The organism is Streptomyces oryzae, assembly GCF_017676365.1.
GTDB classification, from domain to species: Bacteria; Actinomycetota; Actinomycetes; order Streptomycetales; family Streptomycetaceae; genus Streptomyces; species Streptomyces oryzae.
In genome coordinates this window covers 1-17861 of the sequence record NZ_JADKMA010000092.1, presented here as the reverse complement: position 1 = coordinate 17861, position 17861 = coordinate 1, and the positions used below count along the sequence as shown (strand labels likewise).

The 17861-nt window shown below is 70.6% G+C and carries 21 protein-coding genes; 10 read left to right on the top strand and 11 right to left on the bottom strand.

Annotated features, from left to right (window positions below; all coding sequences use genetic code 11):
• Positions 1-6: 6 nt before the first annotated feature.
• Entirely contained in the window at positions 7-1215 is a 1209-nt protein-coding gene (locus tag ITI46_RS18885; RefSeq protein ID WP_209240831.1) for an acetate kinase, read from the top strand.
• Between the two features lie 70 nt (positions 1216-1285).
• Positions 1286-2707 (top strand): pyruvate kinase, encoded by a 1422-nt coding sequence (gene pyk / locus ITI46_RS18880; RefSeq protein ID WP_209240830.1) that lies wholly within the window; start codon positions 1286-1288, stop codon positions 2705-2707.
• A 97-nt stretch (positions 2708-2804) separates the two neighbouring features.
• Here pyk and ITI46_RS18875 read toward each other — a convergent pair whose 3' ends face one another.
• The 4 genes from ITI46_RS18875 to ITI46_RS18860 form a co-directional block, all read right to left on the bottom strand.
• Positions 2805-4253, bottom strand: coding sequence for a hypothetical protein (locus ITI46_RS18875; protein WP_247746205.1), 1449 nt, complete (start codon positions 4251-4253; stop codon positions 2805-2807).
• Complete coding sequence (locus ITI46_RS18870) at positions 4222-4815, bottom strand: DUF6114 domain-containing protein (RefSeq protein ID WP_209240829.1); 594 nt, start codon at positions 4813-4815, stop codon at positions 4222-4224. Before ITI46_RS18870 ends, ITI46_RS18875 begins: the two co-directional genes overlap by 32 nt.
• Before the next feature lie 115 nt (positions 4816-4930).
• Positions 4931-5548 (bottom strand): DUF6230 family protein, encoded by a 618-nt coding sequence (locus ITI46_RS18865; protein WP_209240828.1) that lies wholly within the window; start codon positions 5546-5548, stop codon positions 4931-4933.
• A gap of 681 nt (positions 5549-6229) precedes the next feature.
• Complete coding sequence (locus tag ITI46_RS18860; RefSeq protein ID WP_209240827.1) at positions 6230-7189, bottom strand: tetratricopeptide repeat protein; 960 nt, start codon at positions 7187-7189, stop codon at positions 6230-6232.
• A gap of 198 nt (positions 7190-7387) precedes the next feature.
• On the opposite strand from ITI46_RS18860, the gene ITI46_RS18855 reads away from it, so the two are divergent.
• The 4 genes from ITI46_RS18855 to ITI46_RS18840 are packed head-to-tail and all read left to right on the top strand — an operon-like array spanning position 7388 to position 10758.
• Complete coding sequence (locus tag ITI46_RS18855; protein ID WP_209240826.1) at positions 7388-8062, top strand: TetR/AcrR family transcriptional regulator; 675 nt, start codon at positions 7388-7390, stop codon at positions 8060-8062.
• A gap of 36 nt (positions 8063-8098) precedes the next feature.
• The gene (locus ITI46_RS18850; RefSeq protein ID WP_280634789.1) at positions 8099-8812 is read left to right on the top strand and encodes a response regulator transcription factor; all 714 of its coding nucleotides are present in this window, start codon (positions 8099-8101) and stop codon (positions 8810-8812) included.
• Complete coding sequence (locus ITI46_RS18845; RefSeq protein WP_209240825.1) at positions 8809-10245, top strand: HAMP domain-containing sensor histidine kinase; 1437 nt, start codon at positions 8809-8811, stop codon at positions 10243-10245. The genes ITI46_RS18850 and ITI46_RS18845 overlap by 4 nt, the downstream gene beginning before the upstream one ends.
• Before the next feature lie 30 nt (positions 10246-10275).
• The gene (locus ITI46_RS18840; RefSeq protein WP_209240824.1) at positions 10276-10758 is read left to right on the top strand and encodes a cupin domain-containing protein; all 483 of its coding nucleotides are present in this window, start codon (positions 10276-10278) and stop codon (positions 10756-10758) included.
• Positions 10759-10849: 91 nt separating this feature from the next.
• Here ITI46_RS18840 and icmA read toward each other — a convergent pair whose 3' ends face one another.
• The 6 genes from icmA to ITI46_RS18810 all read right to left on the bottom strand — a co-directional run bounded on the left by icmA (position 10850) and on the right by ITI46_RS18810 (position 14813).
• On the bottom strand, positions 10850-12550 hold the full coding sequence (gene icmA, locus ITI46_RS18835; protein WP_209240823.1) for a coenzyme B12-dependent isobutyryl-CoA mutase large subunit: 1701 nt from the start codon (positions 12548-12550) through the stop codon (positions 10850-10852).
• A 72-nt stretch (positions 12551-12622) separates the two neighbouring features.
• Positions 12623-12961, bottom strand: coding sequence for a DUF3817 domain-containing protein (locus tag ITI46_RS18830; RefSeq protein ID WP_209240822.1), 339 nt, complete (start codon positions 12959-12961; stop codon positions 12623-12625).
• Positions 12962-13032: 71 nt separating this feature from the next.
• On the bottom strand, positions 13033-13551 hold the full coding sequence (locus ITI46_RS18825) for a MarR family winged helix-turn-helix transcriptional regulator (RefSeq protein WP_209240821.1): 519 nt from the start codon (positions 13549-13551) through the stop codon (positions 13033-13035).
• A gap of 1 nt (position 13552) precedes the next feature.
• Complete coding sequence (locus tag ITI46_RS18820; RefSeq protein WP_247746204.1) at positions 13553-14038, bottom strand: hypothetical protein; 486 nt, start codon at positions 14036-14038, stop codon at positions 13553-13555.
• A gap of 71 nt (positions 14039-14109) precedes the next feature.
• Positions 14110-14406: an MTH1187 family thiamine-binding protein gene (locus ITI46_RS18815; RefSeq protein ID WP_209240820.1), complete on the bottom strand. Its 297-nt coding sequence runs from the start codon at positions 14404-14406 to the stop codon at positions 14110-14112.
• Entirely contained in the window at positions 14406-14813 is a 408-nt protein-coding gene (locus tag ITI46_RS18810; protein WP_307808230.1) for a DUF3817 domain-containing protein, read from the bottom strand. The genes ITI46_RS18815 and ITI46_RS18810 overlap by 1 nt, the downstream gene beginning before the upstream one ends.
• A gap of 98 nt (positions 14814-14911) precedes the next feature.
• On the opposite strand from ITI46_RS18810, the gene ITI46_RS18805 reads away from it, so the two are divergent.
• The 4 genes from ITI46_RS18805 (at position 14912) to ITI46_RS18790 (ending at position 17554) form a co-directional block, all read left to right on the top strand.
• Positions 14912-15556: an AIM24 family protein gene (locus ITI46_RS18805; protein WP_209240818.1), complete on the top strand. Its 645-nt coding sequence runs from the start codon at positions 14912-14914 to the stop codon at positions 15554-15556.
• Positions 15556-16206, top strand: a complete 651-nt coding sequence (locus tag ITI46_RS18800; protein ID WP_209240817.1) for an AIM24 family protein — start codon at positions 15556-15558, stop codon at positions 16204-16206. Before ITI46_RS18805 ends, ITI46_RS18800 begins: the two co-directional genes overlap by 1 nt.
• On the top strand, positions 16206-16988 hold the full coding sequence (locus tag ITI46_RS18795) for an AIM24 family protein (protein WP_209240816.1): 783 nt from the start codon (positions 16206-16208) through the stop codon (positions 16986-16988). The genes ITI46_RS18800 and ITI46_RS18795 overlap by 1 nt, the downstream gene beginning before the upstream one ends.
• Before the next feature lie 89 nt (positions 16989-17077).
• Positions 17078-17554 carry a MarR family winged helix-turn-helix transcriptional regulator gene (locus ITI46_RS18790; protein WP_209240815.1) on the top strand — a complete coding sequence of 159 codons (477 nt, stop codon included), beginning with the start codon at positions 17078-17080 and terminating at the stop codon, positions 17552-17554.
• A 141-nt stretch (positions 17555-17695) separates the two neighbouring features.
• Here the strand turns inward: ITI46_RS18790 and ITI46_RS18785 are convergent.
• Positions 17696-17861: ATP-binding protein (locus tag ITI46_RS18785; RefSeq protein ID WP_247746206.1), on the bottom strand; the 166-nt coding region annotated here is incomplete at its 5' end.

Sequence of the window (17861 nt, the reverse complement as noted above, 5' to 3'; positions counted from 1 at the left end):
CCTGCTGTGACCCCCACCCGGATCCTCGTCCTCAACTCCGGCTCGTCGTCGGTCAAGTACCAGCTCATCGACATGGCCGACCGCTCCCGGCTGGCCGCGGGGCTCGCCGAGCGGATCGGTGAGGAGACCTCGGCCATCTCGCACCAGCCGCTGGCCACCGGCGGCGAGCCGCGCACCCGCGAGGGCCGGCTCGCCGACCACGACGCGGCGCTCAAGGCCATCGCGGACGAGCTGGCCGCAGACGGGCTCGGCCTGGACTCCCCCGACCTGGCCGCGATCGGCCACCGGGTGGTGCACGGCGGGCTGAAGCTGACCGAGCCGACAGTGGTGGACGACGCCGTGCTCAAGGAGATCGAGCGGCTGGTCCCGGTGGCACCGCTGCACAACCCGGCGAACGTCACCGGCATCCGTACGGCGCAGCGGCTGCGCCCCGATCTGCCGCAGGTCGCCGTCTTCGACACCGCGTTCCACTCCACGATGCCGGAGCACGCGGCCCGCTACGCCATCGACGTGGAGACGGCGGACACCCACCGGGTGCGCCGCTACGGCTTCCACGGCACCTCGCACGCCTATGTGTCACGCAAGGCAGCCGAGCTGCTGGGCAAGGACCCCGCAGAGGTCAATCTGATCGTGCTGCACCTGGGCAACGGCGCCTCGGCCTCCGCGGTGCGCGGCGGGCGCTGCGAGGACACCTCCATGGGACTGACACCCTTGGAGGGCCTGGTGATGGGAACCCGCTCCGGTGACATCGACCCGGCGGTGGTCTTCCATCTGGGCCGGGTCGCCGGGATGGACGTGGACGAGGTGGACGAGCTGCTGAACAAGCGCAGCGGCCTGCTGGGGCTGTGCGGCGCCAACGACATGCGGGAGATCCGCCGCCGGATCGACGCGGGCGACGCGGCGGCCACCCTGGCCTTCGACATCTACATCCACCGGCTGAAGAAGTACATCGGCGCCTACTACGCGGTACTGGGCAGTGTCGATGCCGTGGTCTTCACCGCCGGTGTCGGGGAGAACGCGGCGCCCGTGCGCGAGGCCGCCGTCGCGGGCCTGGAGGAGCTGGGCCTGGCCGTGGACGGCGAGCTCAACGCGGCGCGCTGCAAGGAGGCACGGCTGATCTCGCCCGAGTACGCGAGGGTGAAGGTGGCCGTCGTACCGACCGATGAGGAACTGGAGATCGCAGAGCAGACATACGCGCTGGTCGCCCCGAGCTGAGCGGCCCTGACCCCTGGGGGAGCCGCCCCCGAATCGTTCAGTACCTAAACAAAACGATAGGATCGCCACCATGCGCCGTTCCAAAATCGTCTGCACCCTGGGCCCCGCCGTCGACTCCTATGAACAGCTCAAGACGCTGATCGAGGCGGGTATGAACGTGGCCCGCTTCAACATGAGCCACGGCTCCCACGCCGAGCACGAGGAGCGGTACCACCGCGTCCGCAAGGCCGCCGAGGAGTCGGGCCGCCCCGTCGGTGTGCTCGCCGACCTCCAGGGCCCCAAGATCCGGCTGGAGACCTTCGCCGAGGGCCCAGTCGAGCTGGTCCGCGGTGAGGAGTTCACCATCACGACCGAGGACGTGGCCGGCGACAAGACCATCTGCGGCACCACCTACAAGGGCCTGCCGGGCGACGTCTCCAAGGGCGACCCGGTGCTGATCAACGACGGGAACGTCGCCCTCCAGGTCGTGGAGGTCGAGGGCCCGCAGGTGCGCACCATCGTCATCGAGGGCGGCGTCATCTCCGACCACAAGGGCATCAACCTGCCCGGTGCGGCGGTCAACGTCCCGGCGCTGAGCGAGAAGGACATCGAGGATCTGAAGTTCGCCCTCAAGATGGGCGCCGACATGATCGCGCTGTCCTTCGTGCGGAACGCCTCCGACGTGCGCGACGTGCACCGGGTGATGGACGAGGTCGGCCGCCGGGTCCCGGTCATCGCGAAGGTCGAGAAGCCGCAGGCCGTCTCCAACATGGAGGAGGTCGTGCTCGCCTTCGACGGTGTGATGGTGGCCCGCGGTGACCTGGCGGTCGAATATCCGCTGGAGCAGGTCCCGATGGTGCAGAAGCGGCTGATCGAGCTGTGCCGCCGCAACGCCAAGCCGGTGATCGTGGCGACGCAGATGATGGAGTCGATGATCACCAACTCGCGGCCCACCCGCGCTGAGGCCAGCGATGTCGCCAACGCGGTGCTGGACGGTGCCGACGCGGTGATGCTCTCGGCCGAGTCCTCGGTCGGCCAGTACCCGATCGAGACCGTCAAGACGATGTCGAAGATCGTGCAGGCCGCCGAGCAGGAGCTGCTCAGCCGTGGCCTCCAGCCGCTGGTGCCCGGCAAGAAGCCGCGCACCCAGGGCGGTTCGGTCGCCCGCGCGGCCTGCGAGATGGCCGACTTCCTGGACGGCAAGGCCCTGGTCGCCTTCACCAAGTCCGGTGACACGGCCCGGCGGCTGTCCCGCTACCGGGTGAGCCAGCCCATCCTCGCCTTCACCACGGAGGCGGCCACCGCCAACCAGCTGACGCTGAGCTGGGGCGTGGAGACGTTCGTGGTCAAACACGTCGACCACACCGACGAGATGGTCGAGCTGGTCGACGCTGAGCTGCTGCGGCTGCAGCGCTTCGAGACGGGCGACACCATGCTGATCACGGCCGGCTCCCCGCCCGGCGTTCCCGGCACCACCAACATGGTCCGCGTCCACCACCTGGGCACCGCCTGACACAGGGCCCTGTGCACCGCCTGACGCACACCGACAGACGAAAAGACCCGCTCCCCGGTGAGGGGGCGGGCCTTTTCGTGAGGGGGTTACTTGCGGGCTACTTGCTGATGGACTGGTGCAGTCCCGGCACCGTGAGGGTGCCGCCGAACTGCCCGGCCTGCCGCACCGACACATCGGTGAAGTAGGCGTACGGCACATTGAGCGGGGGCGGCGTCTCGGGGGTGAAGGTGACCGGGATCAGCCCGAACAGCTTGCCCTTCAACTCCTCGGTGTACATCGTCACCTTGCCGCCGCGGATGGTGGAGGTGGACCCCTCGGCCGCCTGCACGTGGTAGGTGAGGCCGCGGTCCTTGACCAGCTGGTGCAGGTCGCCGATGTCCACCGCGTCGGCGGTGAACTTGAGGGCCTGCTTGGTCTCGCCATTGGGCTTGCGGATGTTGACGACGCCCTCGTAGTCGAGGCCCATCAGTGTGAGGGAGGACGCTTCCAGATACCAGGGGTCGTTGGGGACCTGGGCCGGGGTCTGCTCGTCCTTGCCGTCGACGCTCGTCTTCTCGGGGCAGGGGAACGGTTTGCCCGCGTCCTTGGCGGGGTCGTAGTCCCGGGCGGTGCCGTCCTTCTCGTCGACGCCCGAGCTGCCGGAATCCTTGCTGTCCTTGTCGCCCTTGCTGTCCTTGCTGTCCTTCTCCCCGGACTCCGACTTCTTCTCCGAGGCCGAGTCCGAGCCGGACTTCTGCTCGTCGGCGCTGCCGCTCTTACGGCTGTCGCTGTCCGAGCCGGAGCCCGAACCGCTGTCCGGGGCAGGGGACTTGTCGCCGGAACCGGAGTCCGAGCCGGAGCCCGTCGAGGGGCTGGGCGTGGGTGTGGGCGTCGATGAGGGCTCGTCGGCCGGCTGGTCGCTGTCCTTGTCGGGGCTGAGGACACCGTCGAGCGTATCGCCGACTCCCAGCGGGTCGTACCAGGGATTGTCCTTGTCGTCCTCCGAGGGGGACGAGGAGCTGTCACCCGAGCCGCTGGAAGGCGAGGGCGACGGGGTGGGCTGCGTGGAGCCGGAGGAGCCGTCGGAGGGCTTCTCGGACGCTCCCGAGGAGCTGTCCCCGCCGGAGTCGCCGGTCTTCTTCTCGGCGCCGTCAGCGCCTTCCTTGGCCTTCTCGGCAGCCTCCTTGGCCGCCTTCTCCCGCTCGGCCTTCGCGCGGGCGAGGTCCTCCTTGAGCTTCTCGGCCCGCTCCTTGCGCTCCTTCTTCTCCTTCTCGGTCTCCTGCTGTTCCGAGACGGAGACGCAGGAGTCGCCCTTGAACGGATTCTTCGGGAGCGGCTTGGCGTTGGCGAGCTGCGGGGTGAGCCCGACGCCCATCAGGACGGCCGACGGCATCGCGGCCAGGGCTATCGCCTTGCCTGCGGGCAGATGGAACCGGGTCAGCAGCGGTTTCCTGGGGGCCGCATGCCGGGGCCCGGTTCTCCCCCGGGCGCCGGGCGCGGCGTCGTCGCGCACGCCCTCCCCCTCGTGGACCTCGTCACCCGGCACGGTGCCTCCCGTTCCCGTCATGCGCGTCGACCCCGTCGGCGGGGGACGCGCCAGAGACTGCTGAGTTGTCCCGGGGGCCCTCCTCCGGGGCGGCCGGGCTCGTCGCGTCCTTGTCGGCTGAGGCCATCGCCGCACCCTGCGCGCCTGCGGCGTCCTCGGTCCGCTCGGCGGGCTCGGCCCGCACCGGCTTGCCCGGAGCCCAGGAGACGCCCAGCGCGCCGCCGATCAGTCCGAGCAGGAAGCCGATCAGGAAGGCGCCGATGTTGGACACGACGAGGGAGACCAGCGCGAGCAGGATCGCGGCCACGCCTGCGAACACCCGCGACTGGGGCTGGAACCACATCGTCAGCCCGAGGACGACCAGGAGTACGCCGATGATCAGCGAGCCGGCGCCCGCCGTCGTCGACATCCGGATGGTCAAGGACCCCAGGGTGAGGTTCTGGTAGGGGACGTACATGATCGGGATGCCCGCAAGCAGCGTCAGCATCCCGCCCCAGAACGGGCGCTGGCCGCGCCAGTGCCGGAAGGACTGCCTCTTGTGGCCGAATCCGGTCGTCAGACTCTGTCGCGTGTCGGCGCTCATGGGTACGGGGCTCCTCGGGACTGGCACAGAACTTGCTGGTGTGGAGCGGACCCTACGGTCGCGGGGGGCGGGACGGAGCGGGCGCCCTCGCCCTCCGCGGCCGTGGGAGGTCACGTCAGTAGCACTCGGACTTGCCCTTCTTGACGGCCATGTGCAGGCCGCTGAGCTTGAAGGTGCCGGCGGTGGTGGCCCACGCGCGCTGCTTGACGTCGGTGAAGTGGACGCTCTCCGCCTGCTGCGCGAAGGAGCCCTTGGCATAGGCGTCGCCCTTGTGCGGACCAGGACCCTTGGTGGTCTTGTCCACGCTGACGCCGATGTCGATGTTCTTGAACGTCGCGTTGGTGTACAGGTCGTCGGCGTCGATGTAGAGCTTCTTCGCCTCGACGCGGGGTCCGCCCCCGCCGCCTGCGCTGAGCTTCATCGACACGTCGCCGAAGACCGGGACGGGCACGACGACGGACTGGCAAAGGTTGCGTATCTTCGCCGAGTTCATGCCGACGACGGCGACAGCCTTCTTGCCCTTCTGGGTGCTGTCGAGCGCGCCGTACTGGACGAAGCCGCTGCCGTCCAGCTCATCCGCCGTGACCTTGAACTGCTGGCCGGAGACGCTGAACGACGCCGCCAGCGCACCCTGCGAGAGGGCGACGCCGATCGCTGCCGTAGCGGCCACGCTCGGCACCATGACGACGGCGAACCGCTTCCATCTGGTCCCGCCACGAGCCAGGGACTCCATGACTTTCCTCCTTCTCGGACGTACATCTCCGGCTCGGAGAGCCGTGCCGCCTGTGCTCAGCGGGCCGCTCCTGCCGTGGGGGTACCTCCCGGCCACGGGGCTGGGGAGGGAGACGAGCTACGTCCTCGGAACGGAGAGCGCCAACGTCGTCCGTGCCGTCCTGCGCACGTCACGTCCGAGCTGCCGGCGATCACCCCCGAGCGACAACCACGGGCCACGCTCTCGCGCAACCTTGCTTTGCAGGACAGGCCCTGCCGTGGAGCAGGGACCCCCCTGTCCCAAGAACCGGCAGTGAAGGGTGCGTTGTTGGTGCTGGCCCTCGGTGCCGGTCCACTCGGTGGGGACCCATCGCCGTGAGCGCCGAATGGATGCCGGGCTACGGGGCGATGGACCGAGCGTGGCCGATCGTGGTGCATCTGAGCCCGCCGCACAAGGGGGTTCGTTACTTACGAGTAACGGCTGGATAACCCCGGGGCCGCCGGGGGGTATCGGAAGGCGACGGAGGGTTGCGGAGGGGGCCGGACCCCAAGCCGCATCAACCGGGCATGCCGGGAGGTTTCCGCGAGATTTCGTAACCGTAAGTAACGGCGGCCGCAATTACCAAGTTTTGGTAAAGCGCGGCCGCCGTTGTCGCTAAATCAATGAGTTCCGGCCCCGTGGGTGACCGTCGGTACGGGCAGGTCAGAACAGCGCGCGAGCGAGTGCTGCACGCGCGGTGACGACGCGCGGATCCTCGGGCCCGATCACCTCGAACAGCTCCAGGAGCCGCACCCGCGCCGCGTCCCGGTCCTCACCGGCCGTGCGCCGCACCGCGTCCACCAGCCGCCCGAAGGCGTCCTCGACGTGACCTCCCGCCATGTCCAGATCCGCGACCTTCAGCTGGGCCGCCACATCGTCCGGCCGGTCGGCGGCGTCCTTGCGGACCTGCCGGGCGTCCATGCCCTGCACCCGGGAGAGCAGTTCGGCCATCGCCAGGCCGACCTTCGCCTCCACATTGGCCGGATCGTCCGACAGCTTGTTGCGGTACGCCTGGATGGCGCCGGGCAGGTCGCCCGAGTCCAGCGCCTGCTGCGCCGCGGCCAGCACCGGGTCCTCCGGCGCCTGCGGCTCGGCGGGCTGCTCACCGGCGCCCTCCTGCGGGACACCCGTCAGACCGGTGATGCCGAAGCGCTGCTCGGCGACCTGGACCAGCTGGTCCAGCGTGGCCCGGATCTGCTGCTCGGGTGCCGCGCCCTGGAACAGCGGCAGCGCCTGTCCGGCCACCACGGCGAAAACCGCCGGGATGCCCTGGACCCCGAACTGCTGCATCAGCATCTGGTTCTGGTCGACGTCGATCTTGGCCAGCAGCAGCCGGCCCGCGTACTCCTGGGTGAGCCGCTCCAGCACCGGTGAGAGCTGCTTGCACGGCTCGCACCACTCCGCCCAGAAGTCGATGACGACGGGCACCTCGGCGGAGCGCTGGAGCACCTCCGCCTCGAAGTCGGCCTCGGTGACGTCGATCACCAGACCGGCCGGCGAGGGGGCACCGTTCCCCTCAGCGGCGCGGGCGCGCTCCTGCTCCGCCTTCTGCTTGGCCTCACCGGCCGCCTTCACAGCGGCGAGGTCGACCACTCCGCTCATGGACATGTTGCGTGGCTGCATGAGACCAGTCTCCCCCCTTCGCGCGGCCGCGTGTGCAGTGGTCGCCAGGTCCCCACCCGGCGTGTGATTGTCGCGGCGGTCATTCCGCTACGAGCCGTAGCGTAACTTGAGCGGGGGACGCCACCGCAAGGCGTTCCGGGCACGGCGCGCGGTGATCCACCTCACTGTGCGGCGGATACCGGCCGGTAAGGTCGGTGCATGGCAGCGCCCGACCCCCCACCCGCTCCGCAACGCCGCGGCCGACCGCGAAGTGTCGCCGCCGACCGCGCCATCCTCGCCGCGACCCGCGCCGCGCTGGTGGAGGTCGGCTGGAGCAGGCTGACGATGAGCGAGATCGCGCTGCGCGCCGGAGTCGCCAAGACCACCCTCTACCGGCGCTGGGCGGCCAAGAGCGAGCTCGTCGTCGACGCGGTCGCCGTCCTCTTCGACGAGCTGGAACTGCCCGACCGCGGCTGTCTGCGTGCCGACGTCGAGGGCGTGGTGATCTCCTTCGCCGCCCTGCTGCGCCGCCCCGAGACCAAGACCGCGCTGATGGCCGTCCTCGCCGAATCCACCACCGACCGGGCGCTGCGGGCCCGCATCCGCGAGGCGATCGTGGACCGCCAGAAGCGGCTGGTGCTGGACGGGCGCTCCCGGGCCCAGCAGCGCGGGGAACTGCCGCCCGACCCGCCCGACCCGGCCGAGACAGCGCGGGTGGTGGACCTCATCTTCGACGTGATCGCGGGCGCGGTGGTGCACCGGTCGCTGGTGAGCGACTGCCCCGTGGACGAGACCTGGGCCCGCCAGTTCGCCACGCTGCTGCTGGAGGGCCTGGGCGCGGCTTCCACGAGCGCGCGCCCCCAATCGGAGCAGGCTCAGCCGGACACGTTCTAAGAGGGTTGTGAGAACTGTCTCTGGGAGCCTGTGTCCATGGCGATGAAGCAGGACTCCTCCGGGGCGGGCGGCACGGCGAAAGTGCTGGTCGTCGACGACGACCCGGAGGTGAGCGCGGCGGTCGCCGACGGACTCGCCGTCGAGGGCCACGAGGTGGAGACGGCCGCCGACGGCCTCGCCGCGCTGACCGCCGTCGCCCGCTGGGACCCGGACGCCGTCGTGCTGGATGTGCTGATGCCGGCCCTGGACGGGCTGGCGGTCTGCCGCCGGCTGCGCGCCCTGGGCGACCGCACGCCCGTCCTCGTACTGACCGCGCTGGACGCGGTCAGCGACCGCGTGGACGGGCTGGACGCGGGCGCCGACGACTACCTCGTCAAGCCGTTCGCGCTGGACGAACTCACCGCGCGGGTACGCGCACTGCTTCGCCGGGCCGCGCCCGCACCCGCCGACGACGGGCTGGTCCTCGGCGAGCTGGAGCTGGACCCCGCCACCCGGACGGGCAGCCGCCGGGGCAGGACCATGGAGTTCACCGGGACCGAGTCCGCACTGCTCCAGGTGCTGATGCGGCATCCGGGGCAGACCGTGCCGCGGCAGGTGCTGCTGGAGGAGGTGTGGGGCCGCGACTTCGGCCCCGGCTCCAACTCGCTGGCCGTCTACATCGGCTATCTGCGGCGCAAGCTGGAGGCGGGCGGCGAGCCGCGGCTGGTGCACACCGTGCACGGGGTCGGCTACCGGCTGGACCGCTCGTGACCGGCGCGCCGCGTACCGGAAGCCGGCGGGCGCGCCGCCCGTTGCGCACCCGGCTGGCGCTGGCCGCGACCGGAGCCGTGGCACTCGTCGCCCTGGGCGTGTGCGCGGCGGCGTTCGTCGTCATCCGCCACGAACTCCAGCACCAACTGGAGCTGAACCTCACCCAGTCCGCCAACCGCTTGACGCACGAGACGCGCGACGACCGCGCCCCTCAGGTACTCGCCGGGGACTGCCGCTATCTCGCGGCGCCCGCGTGCGCCCAGATCGTGCCGGCGCGCGGCGCCGACGACCCGCCCGGCGGCTCCGGCCGGCTGCTGCCGGTGGACGCCGCCACCCGGCAGGTGGCGGCCGGCGCACGCGGGCCGTACTACAGCGAGGTGAGCGTGCACGGCTATCCGGCCCGGATGCTCACCACCCCGCTCGAGGACGGCCGCGCCCTCCAGGTGGCGCTCCGGTCGGACACCGTGCGGGACGGCGTACGCCGGGCCGCGCTGCTGCTGGCCGCCGTCGGCGCGGCTGGCGTGCTGGTGGCGGCGGGGCTCGGCTACTGGGTGTCGCGTACGGGGCTGGCACCGGTGGCCCGGCTGACCCGCACGGCGGAGCACATCGCGCGTACCCGCGACGCCGGACACCGGATCGAACTGCAGCCCTCACACGGCACCGGAGAGGGGCGCCGGGGCCGGGGCCGGGAGGACGAACTGACCCGGCTGGCGGTCAGCTTCAACACCATGCTGGAGGCGCTGGAGCAGTCGGTCGCCGCCCAGCGGCGGCTGGTCGCGGACGCCTCGCACGAACTGCGCACCCCGCTGACCGCGCTGCGCACCAACACCGAACTCCTCGCCCGCGCCGGCCGGCTGACGCCCGCGCAGCGGGACCGCGCCGCCGCCGCGCTGGGCCGCCAGCTCCGCGAGGTGACCGACCTGGTGAACGACCTGATCGAGCTGGCACGCGACGAGGAACCGCAACCGCTGCTGGAACAGGTCGAGCCGGCGGCACTGGTACGGCACGCGGTGGCGGCGGCCCGCGACCACTGGCCGGATACCGATTTCCGCCTCACGGTGGCACCCGGCGCCGCATCGGCCACCGTTCCCGGGGTGCCCGCGCGGCTGTCGCGGCTGCTGTCCAACCTGCTGGACAACGCGGCGAAGTTCGGCGACGGGCGGGTGGAGGTGGCCCTGCGCACCGGGGACGGCGGTACGGAGATCACCGTGCGGGACCACGGGCCCGGCCTCGCGCCGGAGGACCTGCCGTACGTCTTCGACCGCTTCTACCGTTCACAGGCGGCCCGCGCACTCCCCGGCTCGGGCCTCGGTCTCGCCATGGCGCAACAGATCGCCAGGGCCCACGGCGCCCGCCTGACAGCCGAGCGCCCCGGGACCGGCGGCGCCCTCTTCCGGCTCCGCTTCCCGGAAATTCCCGGAAAACCTGGATGAACGGCCGGAACGCTCTGCCAGAATGCGGCGATGACAGCGCAGGAAGCACCCCAGCCACTCGCGCCACCGCTGCTCCGCGCCCCCGAAGAGGGCGAGCGGATCGACGTGGCGGGCGTCGAGCACTTCTTCCGGCTGACCGCCGAGCACACCGAAGGCCGCTTCGCCTTCGAGGAGTTCACCCTCGCCCCGGGCATCGTCGGCGCCCGCCCGCACATCCACCACGGCCATGACGAGTACTTCTACGTCCTGGAGGGCGAGCTGACCCTGCACAACGGCGAGGGCGAGGTGACCGCGGGACCCGGCGCGCTGCTGGCCGCCGTACGCGGCACCCCGCACGGCTTCCGCAACGCGGGCAGCAGGAGCGCACGCGCCCTGTGCCTGTACACACCGGCGGGGTACGAGGGCTATTTCCGCGAGGTGCACCAGGCGGTGGCGGCGGGCGCCGAGGTGACCGACGAACTGCTGGCGGAGTTCCGCGGCCGCTACCGGACCACCTCGGTGGACCCGCACTGAGCCGGCGCGGGCCCGGCATCGCGGCCCCGGCGCCGTGGGCCCGGCGCCGCAACTCCCTCCCGGGCCCGTTCCGCTCGGGAGGGACCGGGCGTCAGAACACCGGCGGTTCGGTGTAGGTGCCCCACTCGTCCCGCAGGGCCCCGCAGATCTCGCCCAGCGTGGCCTCGGCCCGTACCGCCTCCAGCATCGGCTCGATCATGTTGCCCTCGCCGCGCGCGGCCTCGACGAGCGTGCCGAGCGCCCGCCGCACGGCGGCGTCGTCCCGCGCTGACCGCCGGTCCGTGAGGGCCCGCACCTGCTCGCGCTCCACCTCGTGGCTGACCCGCAGGATCTCCAGGTCCCCCGTGACCGAGCCGGTGTGGCAGTTGACGCCGACGACCTTCTTGTCGTTCTTCTCCAGCGCCTGCTGACAGCGGAAGGCGGACTCGGCGATCTCGCCGGTGAACCAGCCGTCCTCGATACCCCGCAGGATGCCGGAGGTGATCGGGCCGATGGGGTGGTGGTTGTCGGGGAGCGCGCGCCGGCCGCGTTCCTTTATCCGCTCGAAGATCTTCTCCGCGTCGGCCTCGATGCGGTCGGTCAGCGCCTCCACGTACCAGGAGCCGCCCAGCGGGTCGGCGACGTTGGTGACGCCGGTCTCCTCCATCAGCACCTGCTGGGTGCGCAGCGCGATCTCGGCGGCCTGCTCGCTGGGCAGCGCCAGCGTCTCGTCCAGCGCGTTGGTGTGCAGCGAGTTGGTGCCGCCCAGCACGGCCGACAGTGCCTCTATGGCGGTGCGGACGACGTTGTTGTAGGGCTGCTGCGCGGTGAGCGAGACGCCAGCTGTCTGGGTGTGGAAGCGCAGCCACTGCGCCTTCTCGCTGGTGGCGCCGTACACGTCGCGCATCCAGCGGGCCCAGATGCGGCGCGCCGCACGGAACTTGGCGATCTCCTCGAAGAAGTCCAGGTGTGCGTCGAAGAAGAAGGACAGGCCGGGCGCGAAGGTGTTGACGTCCAGGCCGCGGCTGAGCCCCAGTTCGACGTAGCCGAAGCCGTCGGCCAGCGTATAGGCGAGCTCCTGTGCGGCGGTCGCCCCGGCCTCGCGAATGTGGTAGCCGGAGACGGACAGCGGCTTGTACGCGGGGATGCCGTGCGCGCAGTGCTCCATCAGGTCGCCGATGAGCCGCAGATGGGGCTCGGGCTGGAAGAGCCACTCCTTCTGCGCGATGTACTCCTTGAAGATGTCCGTCTGCAGTGTGCCGTTGAGCACGGCCGGGTCCACGCCCTGCCGCTCGGCGGCGACCAGATACATGCAGAAGATCGGCACGGCCGGGCCGGAGATCGTCATGGAGGTAGTGACATCGCCGAGCGGAATGTCCCGGAAGAGCACCTCCATGTCGGCCGCTGAGTCGATGGCGACGCCGCAGTGGCCGACCTCGCCCAGCGAGCGCGGATCGTCCGAGTCGCGGCCCATCAGCGTCGGCATGTCGAAGGCGACGGACAGCCCGCCGCCGCCCGCCTCCAGGATCATCTTGTACCGCTCGTTCGTCTGCTCGGCGTTGCCGAAGCCGGCGAACTGGCGGATGGTCCACGTCCTGCCCCGGTAGCCGGTGGGGTAGAGCCCGCGAGTGAAGGGGAACTCGCCCGGCCACCCGATGCGCTCGAACCCGGTTACGGTGTCGCCGTCCGGGGGCCCGTAGACAGGCTCGACGGGGTCGCCGCTGAGCGTGGTGAAATCCGCATCCCGCTTGCGCGCGGAGTCGTAGCGCTCCTGCCAGCGGCGGCGGCCTTGTGCGATGGCGTCAGCATCCATGCCCCCGAATTTACTAGGACGTCCAAGTAAAAGTCGATGACCAACGGCCCGGTGTGACCCGGGAAGCTCCGCTCAGGCGCCGACCGGGGCCGCCGCCGCGTCCTTGACCAGGGGTGCGACCTCGCGGGTGACCTTGCGCTCGACGAAGAAGGCGGCCGTGGGGATGGTCCCCGCGAGCAGCACCCACAGCTGCTTGCCGAGCGGCCACTTCGCCTTCTGACCCAGGTCGAAGGCGAAGATCAGGTACAGGATGTAGAGCCAGCCGTGCGCGATACCGACCACGCTGGTGAAGCCGGCGGCACCGTCCATGCTCAGCGCGTACTTGCCGATCACGCCGAGCGTCAGCAGAACGAGGAGCACGGCGGTGACATAGGCCATGACGCGGTAGCGGGTCAGCACGCTTCGTTTCATGGAAACGAGCGTAACGGCCGCTTTGGTGCGATCTTCCGCCGCCCCTGGCACCCCTGCGCCCCTGGCGCCCCTCAGTGCCCGGGGCCGTCGGGGAAGTCCCCCGCCGCCACCCGCAGCGGGCGCAGCAGGTCGAAGATCTCGCCGAGCTGTTCTGTCTCGTAGGCGCCGAGCCCGAAGTCCATGGCCATCAGGTCCTCGGTGGCCGCGTCGCACACCTCGCGGCCCTTGTCGGTGATCGCCGCCAGGGTGCCGCGGCCGTCGTTCGGGTTGGGCCGCTTCTCCACGAAGCCGGCTGTCTGGAGCCGGTCGACGGTGTTGGTCACCGAGGTGGGGTGCACCATCAGCCGCTCGCCGATCTTCGACATCGGCAGCTCGCCCTTCTGCGAGAAGGTGAGCAGCACCAGCGCCTCGTACCGCGCGAAGGTCAGCCCGTACGGCTTGACCACCGCGTCGACCTCGGACAGCAGGATCTGGTGGGCGCGCATGATCGAGGTGATCGCGGCCATGGACGGCACCGAGCCCCATCGCTGCTTCCAGTGCTCATCGGCACGGGCGATCGGGTCGAACGACAGACTGAGCGGCTTGGGCACCCTAAGACCCTACCGGCCGGTCAGGTACGCGTTGAAGCCGTCTCACGCTCCGGGCGTTCCCCACCACGCACGCCGTACCGACGGCCCCGGTCAGCGCTTCGGCGTACGACACGGCCAGCCCCTCGGGGACGGCGGAGAACAGCGGCGGCAGCCGGCACAACAGCAGCAGCGCACGCACCCGAGGGTCGGCCAGCAGCCGCCGGGTACCGCCTCGGGTGCGTACGGCGGCATGCGCCAGGGCCGGGCGCAGCCAGGCGTCCGCACGCAGGATCAGCGCCGAGCCCAGGAACCCGGCGACGGTGAGCAGCAGCGCGGTGCGATCAGCACCAGGAGCAGTCCCGTGGCCGCGTTGCCGACGGTCTGCGCGCTCAGGGCGACCACCCGCAGCAGCGACCGGCCGAGTACGGACGCGTCCCGCCCCGGCAGGTTCGCGCCGAGGCCCGCGGCGCGTACGCCAGTGAGCTTCCAGCTCCTCGTCCGGTGTCATGGACCGAGGCTGGATCACCGGCCGGGCCCCGGCCAGACCGCCTCGGGCCCGTAGCGCCGCCGGTGCGGGCTTCAGTCCTGGCCGAGATACCGGTCGACCGTCGCGACCTTCGAGGTGAGTCCGTCGGTCACGCCGGGCCGGATGTCGGCCTTGAGGACGAGCGAGACCCGGGGCGCCCGCGCCTCGACCGCCGCGACGGCCCGGCGTACGACGTCCATGCACTCCTCCCACTCGCCCTCGAGCGAGGTGAACATGGCGTCGGTGCGGTGCGGCAGGCCCGACTCGCGGACCACGCGCACGGCGTCGGCGACGTACTCGCCCACGTCCTCGCCGACCCCGAGCGGGGTGACCGAGAAGGCGACGATCATCAGTTGACCGCGCTTCCGCCGCTGCTCACCGTGGACGCCTGCTCCTTGCGGGCCCGCGCCGCGATCACGCCGGCCTCCTCTTCCTGGCGCAGCATCCGGTCGGCGAACAGGCCGCCGGTGGGCAGCACGGAGAGGACGAAGTAGAGCGCGGCCCGGCCCTTTTCCCACTTGTTCCGATTCCAGGCATCCGCCCAGAACAGGACGTAAAGGATGAAAAGGACACCGTGGATGGGGCCCAGCACCTTGACGGCACCCGGCGCCCAGCCGATGTCGGTCAGCCACTTCAGGGCCGAGCACACCAGCAGGATCAGGAAGGAGACCGCCTCGGGCACCGAGGTGAGTCGCAGACGGCGCAGCGCTGAGACCGCCTTGGGCGGCAGGCCGCTCGGAGTTTCCAGTATGGCCACGGCAGGTCCTCGGAGTTGGATTGTGAAGGGATGCACAAGCTTCTGCCACATTGTGACAGCCCTGCCCTCGGCCCCGGCCCGCAGGGTAGGTTCGTCGCGTGGCTCAGTTCCGGCTCGAAGGCAGCAAAGTGCTGGCCGTCACCCTCGGCGGTGGCGGCGACGCGGTGAAGGCGAAGAACGGCTCCATGGTCGCCTACGACGGCGAGATGGCGTTCAAGAAGATGAGCGGCGGCGGCGAGGGCATGCGCGGCATGGTCACACGCCGGCTGACCGGGGAGCAGATGACGGTGATGGAGGTGAAGGGGCAGGGCACCTGCTATTTCGCCGACCGGGCCAGCGACATCTCGCTCGTCCGGCTGAACGGCGAGAAGCTGCACGTCGAGGCGAGCAATCTGCTGTGCACGGACGGCGGGCTGCGCACCGGCACCACCTTCACCGGGCTGCGCGGCGCCTCCCAGGGCAACGGCCTGTTCACCACGTCCGTCGAGGGCACAGGACAGGCCGCGCTGATGTCGGACGGCCCCGCCGTGCTGCTGCGGGTCACACCGCAGACCCCGCTGCAGGTCGACCCGGGCGCGTACGTCGCACACCAGGGGGATCTGCGGCAGAGCTTCCAGTCCGGGGTCAACTTCCGCACGCTGATGGGCGAGGGCTCCGGCGAGGCGTTCCAGATCCGGTTCGAGGGCCAGGGCGTGGTGTACGTACAGCCGAGCGAGCGCAACACGCTGGGAGGGGACGTCTGATGCCGTTCCGGGAACTGTCCGGCAAGCTCGTCGAGGCCCGGATCGCGCCGGGGCAGCGGATGTTCAGCCAGCGCGGCGCGATGGTCGGCTACAAGGGCGAGGTGACGTTCACCCCCAATATGCAGGGCGGCCAGGGCGGTGTGATGTCGATGATCGGCCGCCGCATCGCCGGCGAGGCCGCTCCGCTGATGACCGTGGAGGGCGACGGCACGGTGATGTTCGGCCACGGCGGCCACCACATCCAGGTGATCGATCTGGACGGGGACACGCTGTGCGTGGAGGCCGACCGGCTGCTCGCCTTCGACGGCTCCCTCCAGCAGGGCACCCTCTTCCTCGGCAGGGACGGCGGGGTGATGGGCATGGTGCGCGGCCAGGTCTCCGGACAGGGCCTGTTCACCACCACGCTGTCCGGCAAGGGCTCGGCCGCCGTGATGGCGCACGGCGGCATCCTCCAGCTGGCCATCACCCCCGGCCGCCCCGTCCACGTCGACCCCCAGGCGTACGTCGCGCACTTCGGCGACGTACGCAACAAACTGTCCTCGGCGCTGGGCTGGCGCGACATGGTGGGCCGGGGCTCCGGCGAGGCGTTCCAGCTGGAACTGTCCGGCAACGGGGCCGTGTTCGTACAGGCCAGTGAGGAGAAGCTGTGATGTCCCAGGGATCCCAGGGCTACCAGGTGTACGACGCGGCGACGCTGCCCGCGAACGACAACGTCAACCCGTACGCCTTCTGCGTCGATCTGAACGGCCAGTGGTTCCTCCAGAAAGGGAAGATGATCGCCTACTACGGGCAGATCGACTTCCACGGCATCGGCCACGGACCGCTGGACCGGCTCGTGGCGAGCAGCTTCCACTCGCCGCTGCACGCCTCCGACTGGGTCGTCGCACAGGGACAGGGCAAGCTGCTGCTGGCCGACCGCGCCTTCGACGTCAACTCCTACGACCTGGAGGACGGCAATCTCACCGTGCGGTCCGGCAATCTGCTGGCCTTCGAGCCCTCGCTCTCGCTGAAGCAGTCGATCATCCCGGGCTTCCTCACGCTGATCGGCACAGGACGCTTCGTGGCCGCCTCCAACGGGGAGGTGCACTTCGTGGAGCCGCCGGTGCGGGTCGATCCGCAGGCGCTGGTCGGCTGGTCGGACTGCCCCTCGCCCTGCCACCACTACGACCATCAGTACCTCAAGGGCGTCATGGGCGGCCTCCGTGCCATGACGGGGCTCGGCGGGGCCTCCGGCGAAGAGCACCAGTTCGAGTTCGTCGGCTCGGGGACGGTACTGATCCAGTCGTCGGAGGTGCTGATGGCCGAGCGCGACACCGGCGCCGTACCGCAACAGGCGGGGGTGCCCGGTGGCGGCCAGGGCGACCACGGCGGCCAGCGGGCTCCGCAACTGCCGGGCCAGCTGGGGAGTCTGCAACGCCGCTTCGGCCTGTGACGGCCACGGGTGACGTCTGACAACGCTGCGACATCTTGGCGCCACTCGGTGTAAGCACGCGTGTGCGAACCTGGGTAGAGTCTCACGGTATGGACACCGACGACCGCACCCGTTGGCTCACCGAGGACGAGCAGCGCGCCTGGCGCGTCCATCTCGACGTCGGCAGGCTGCTCAGCTACCAACTGGAGCGCGACCTGCAACCCTTCGGGCTGACCCTCAACGACTACGAGATACTCGTCAATCTCTCGGAGTCGCCGGAGCACCGCATGCGGATGACCGACCTGGCAGGGGCCACCCTGCAGTCCAAGAGCCGGCTGTCCCACCAGATCACCCGGATGGAGAAGGCCGGACTGGTACGGCGCGAGACCTGTGAGTCGGACAAACGGGGGCTGTTCGCCGTGCTGACGGAGCACGGGTGGGACACCATGCGTACGGTAGCGCCACACCATGTCGATTCGGTGCGGCGCCATTTCATCGACGGCATCGCCCCCGATGACCTCGCCCACCTGGAGCGCATCCTTCGCCCCCTCGCGGAGAAGCTGCGGAGTGAGAGGGGGCGGGTCTAGGGTGCCCCTGTAGGGGCGCTACTGCCCTGCGAAGCTTGGGCAGTCTGCTCCCCCGAGCTCTTCGAGCAGGGGGTGCCCCCAGGGCGCAGGGTGGGCAAGCGCAGCCCCCATGCCGGGTACGGAAAAGTCGCGGGGCAAGTGCTAGTCGCTCGCCAGTGGCAGCCGCAGGACGAAGGTGGCCCCTCCACGGGAGGGGCTCTCGGCGCGGAGGGTGCCACCGTGGCGCTCCGCGACATCGCGGGCGATGGCGAGGCCCAGCCCGGCGCCGCCCTCGTCCCGGGAGCGCGCGGCGTCCAGCCGCACGAAC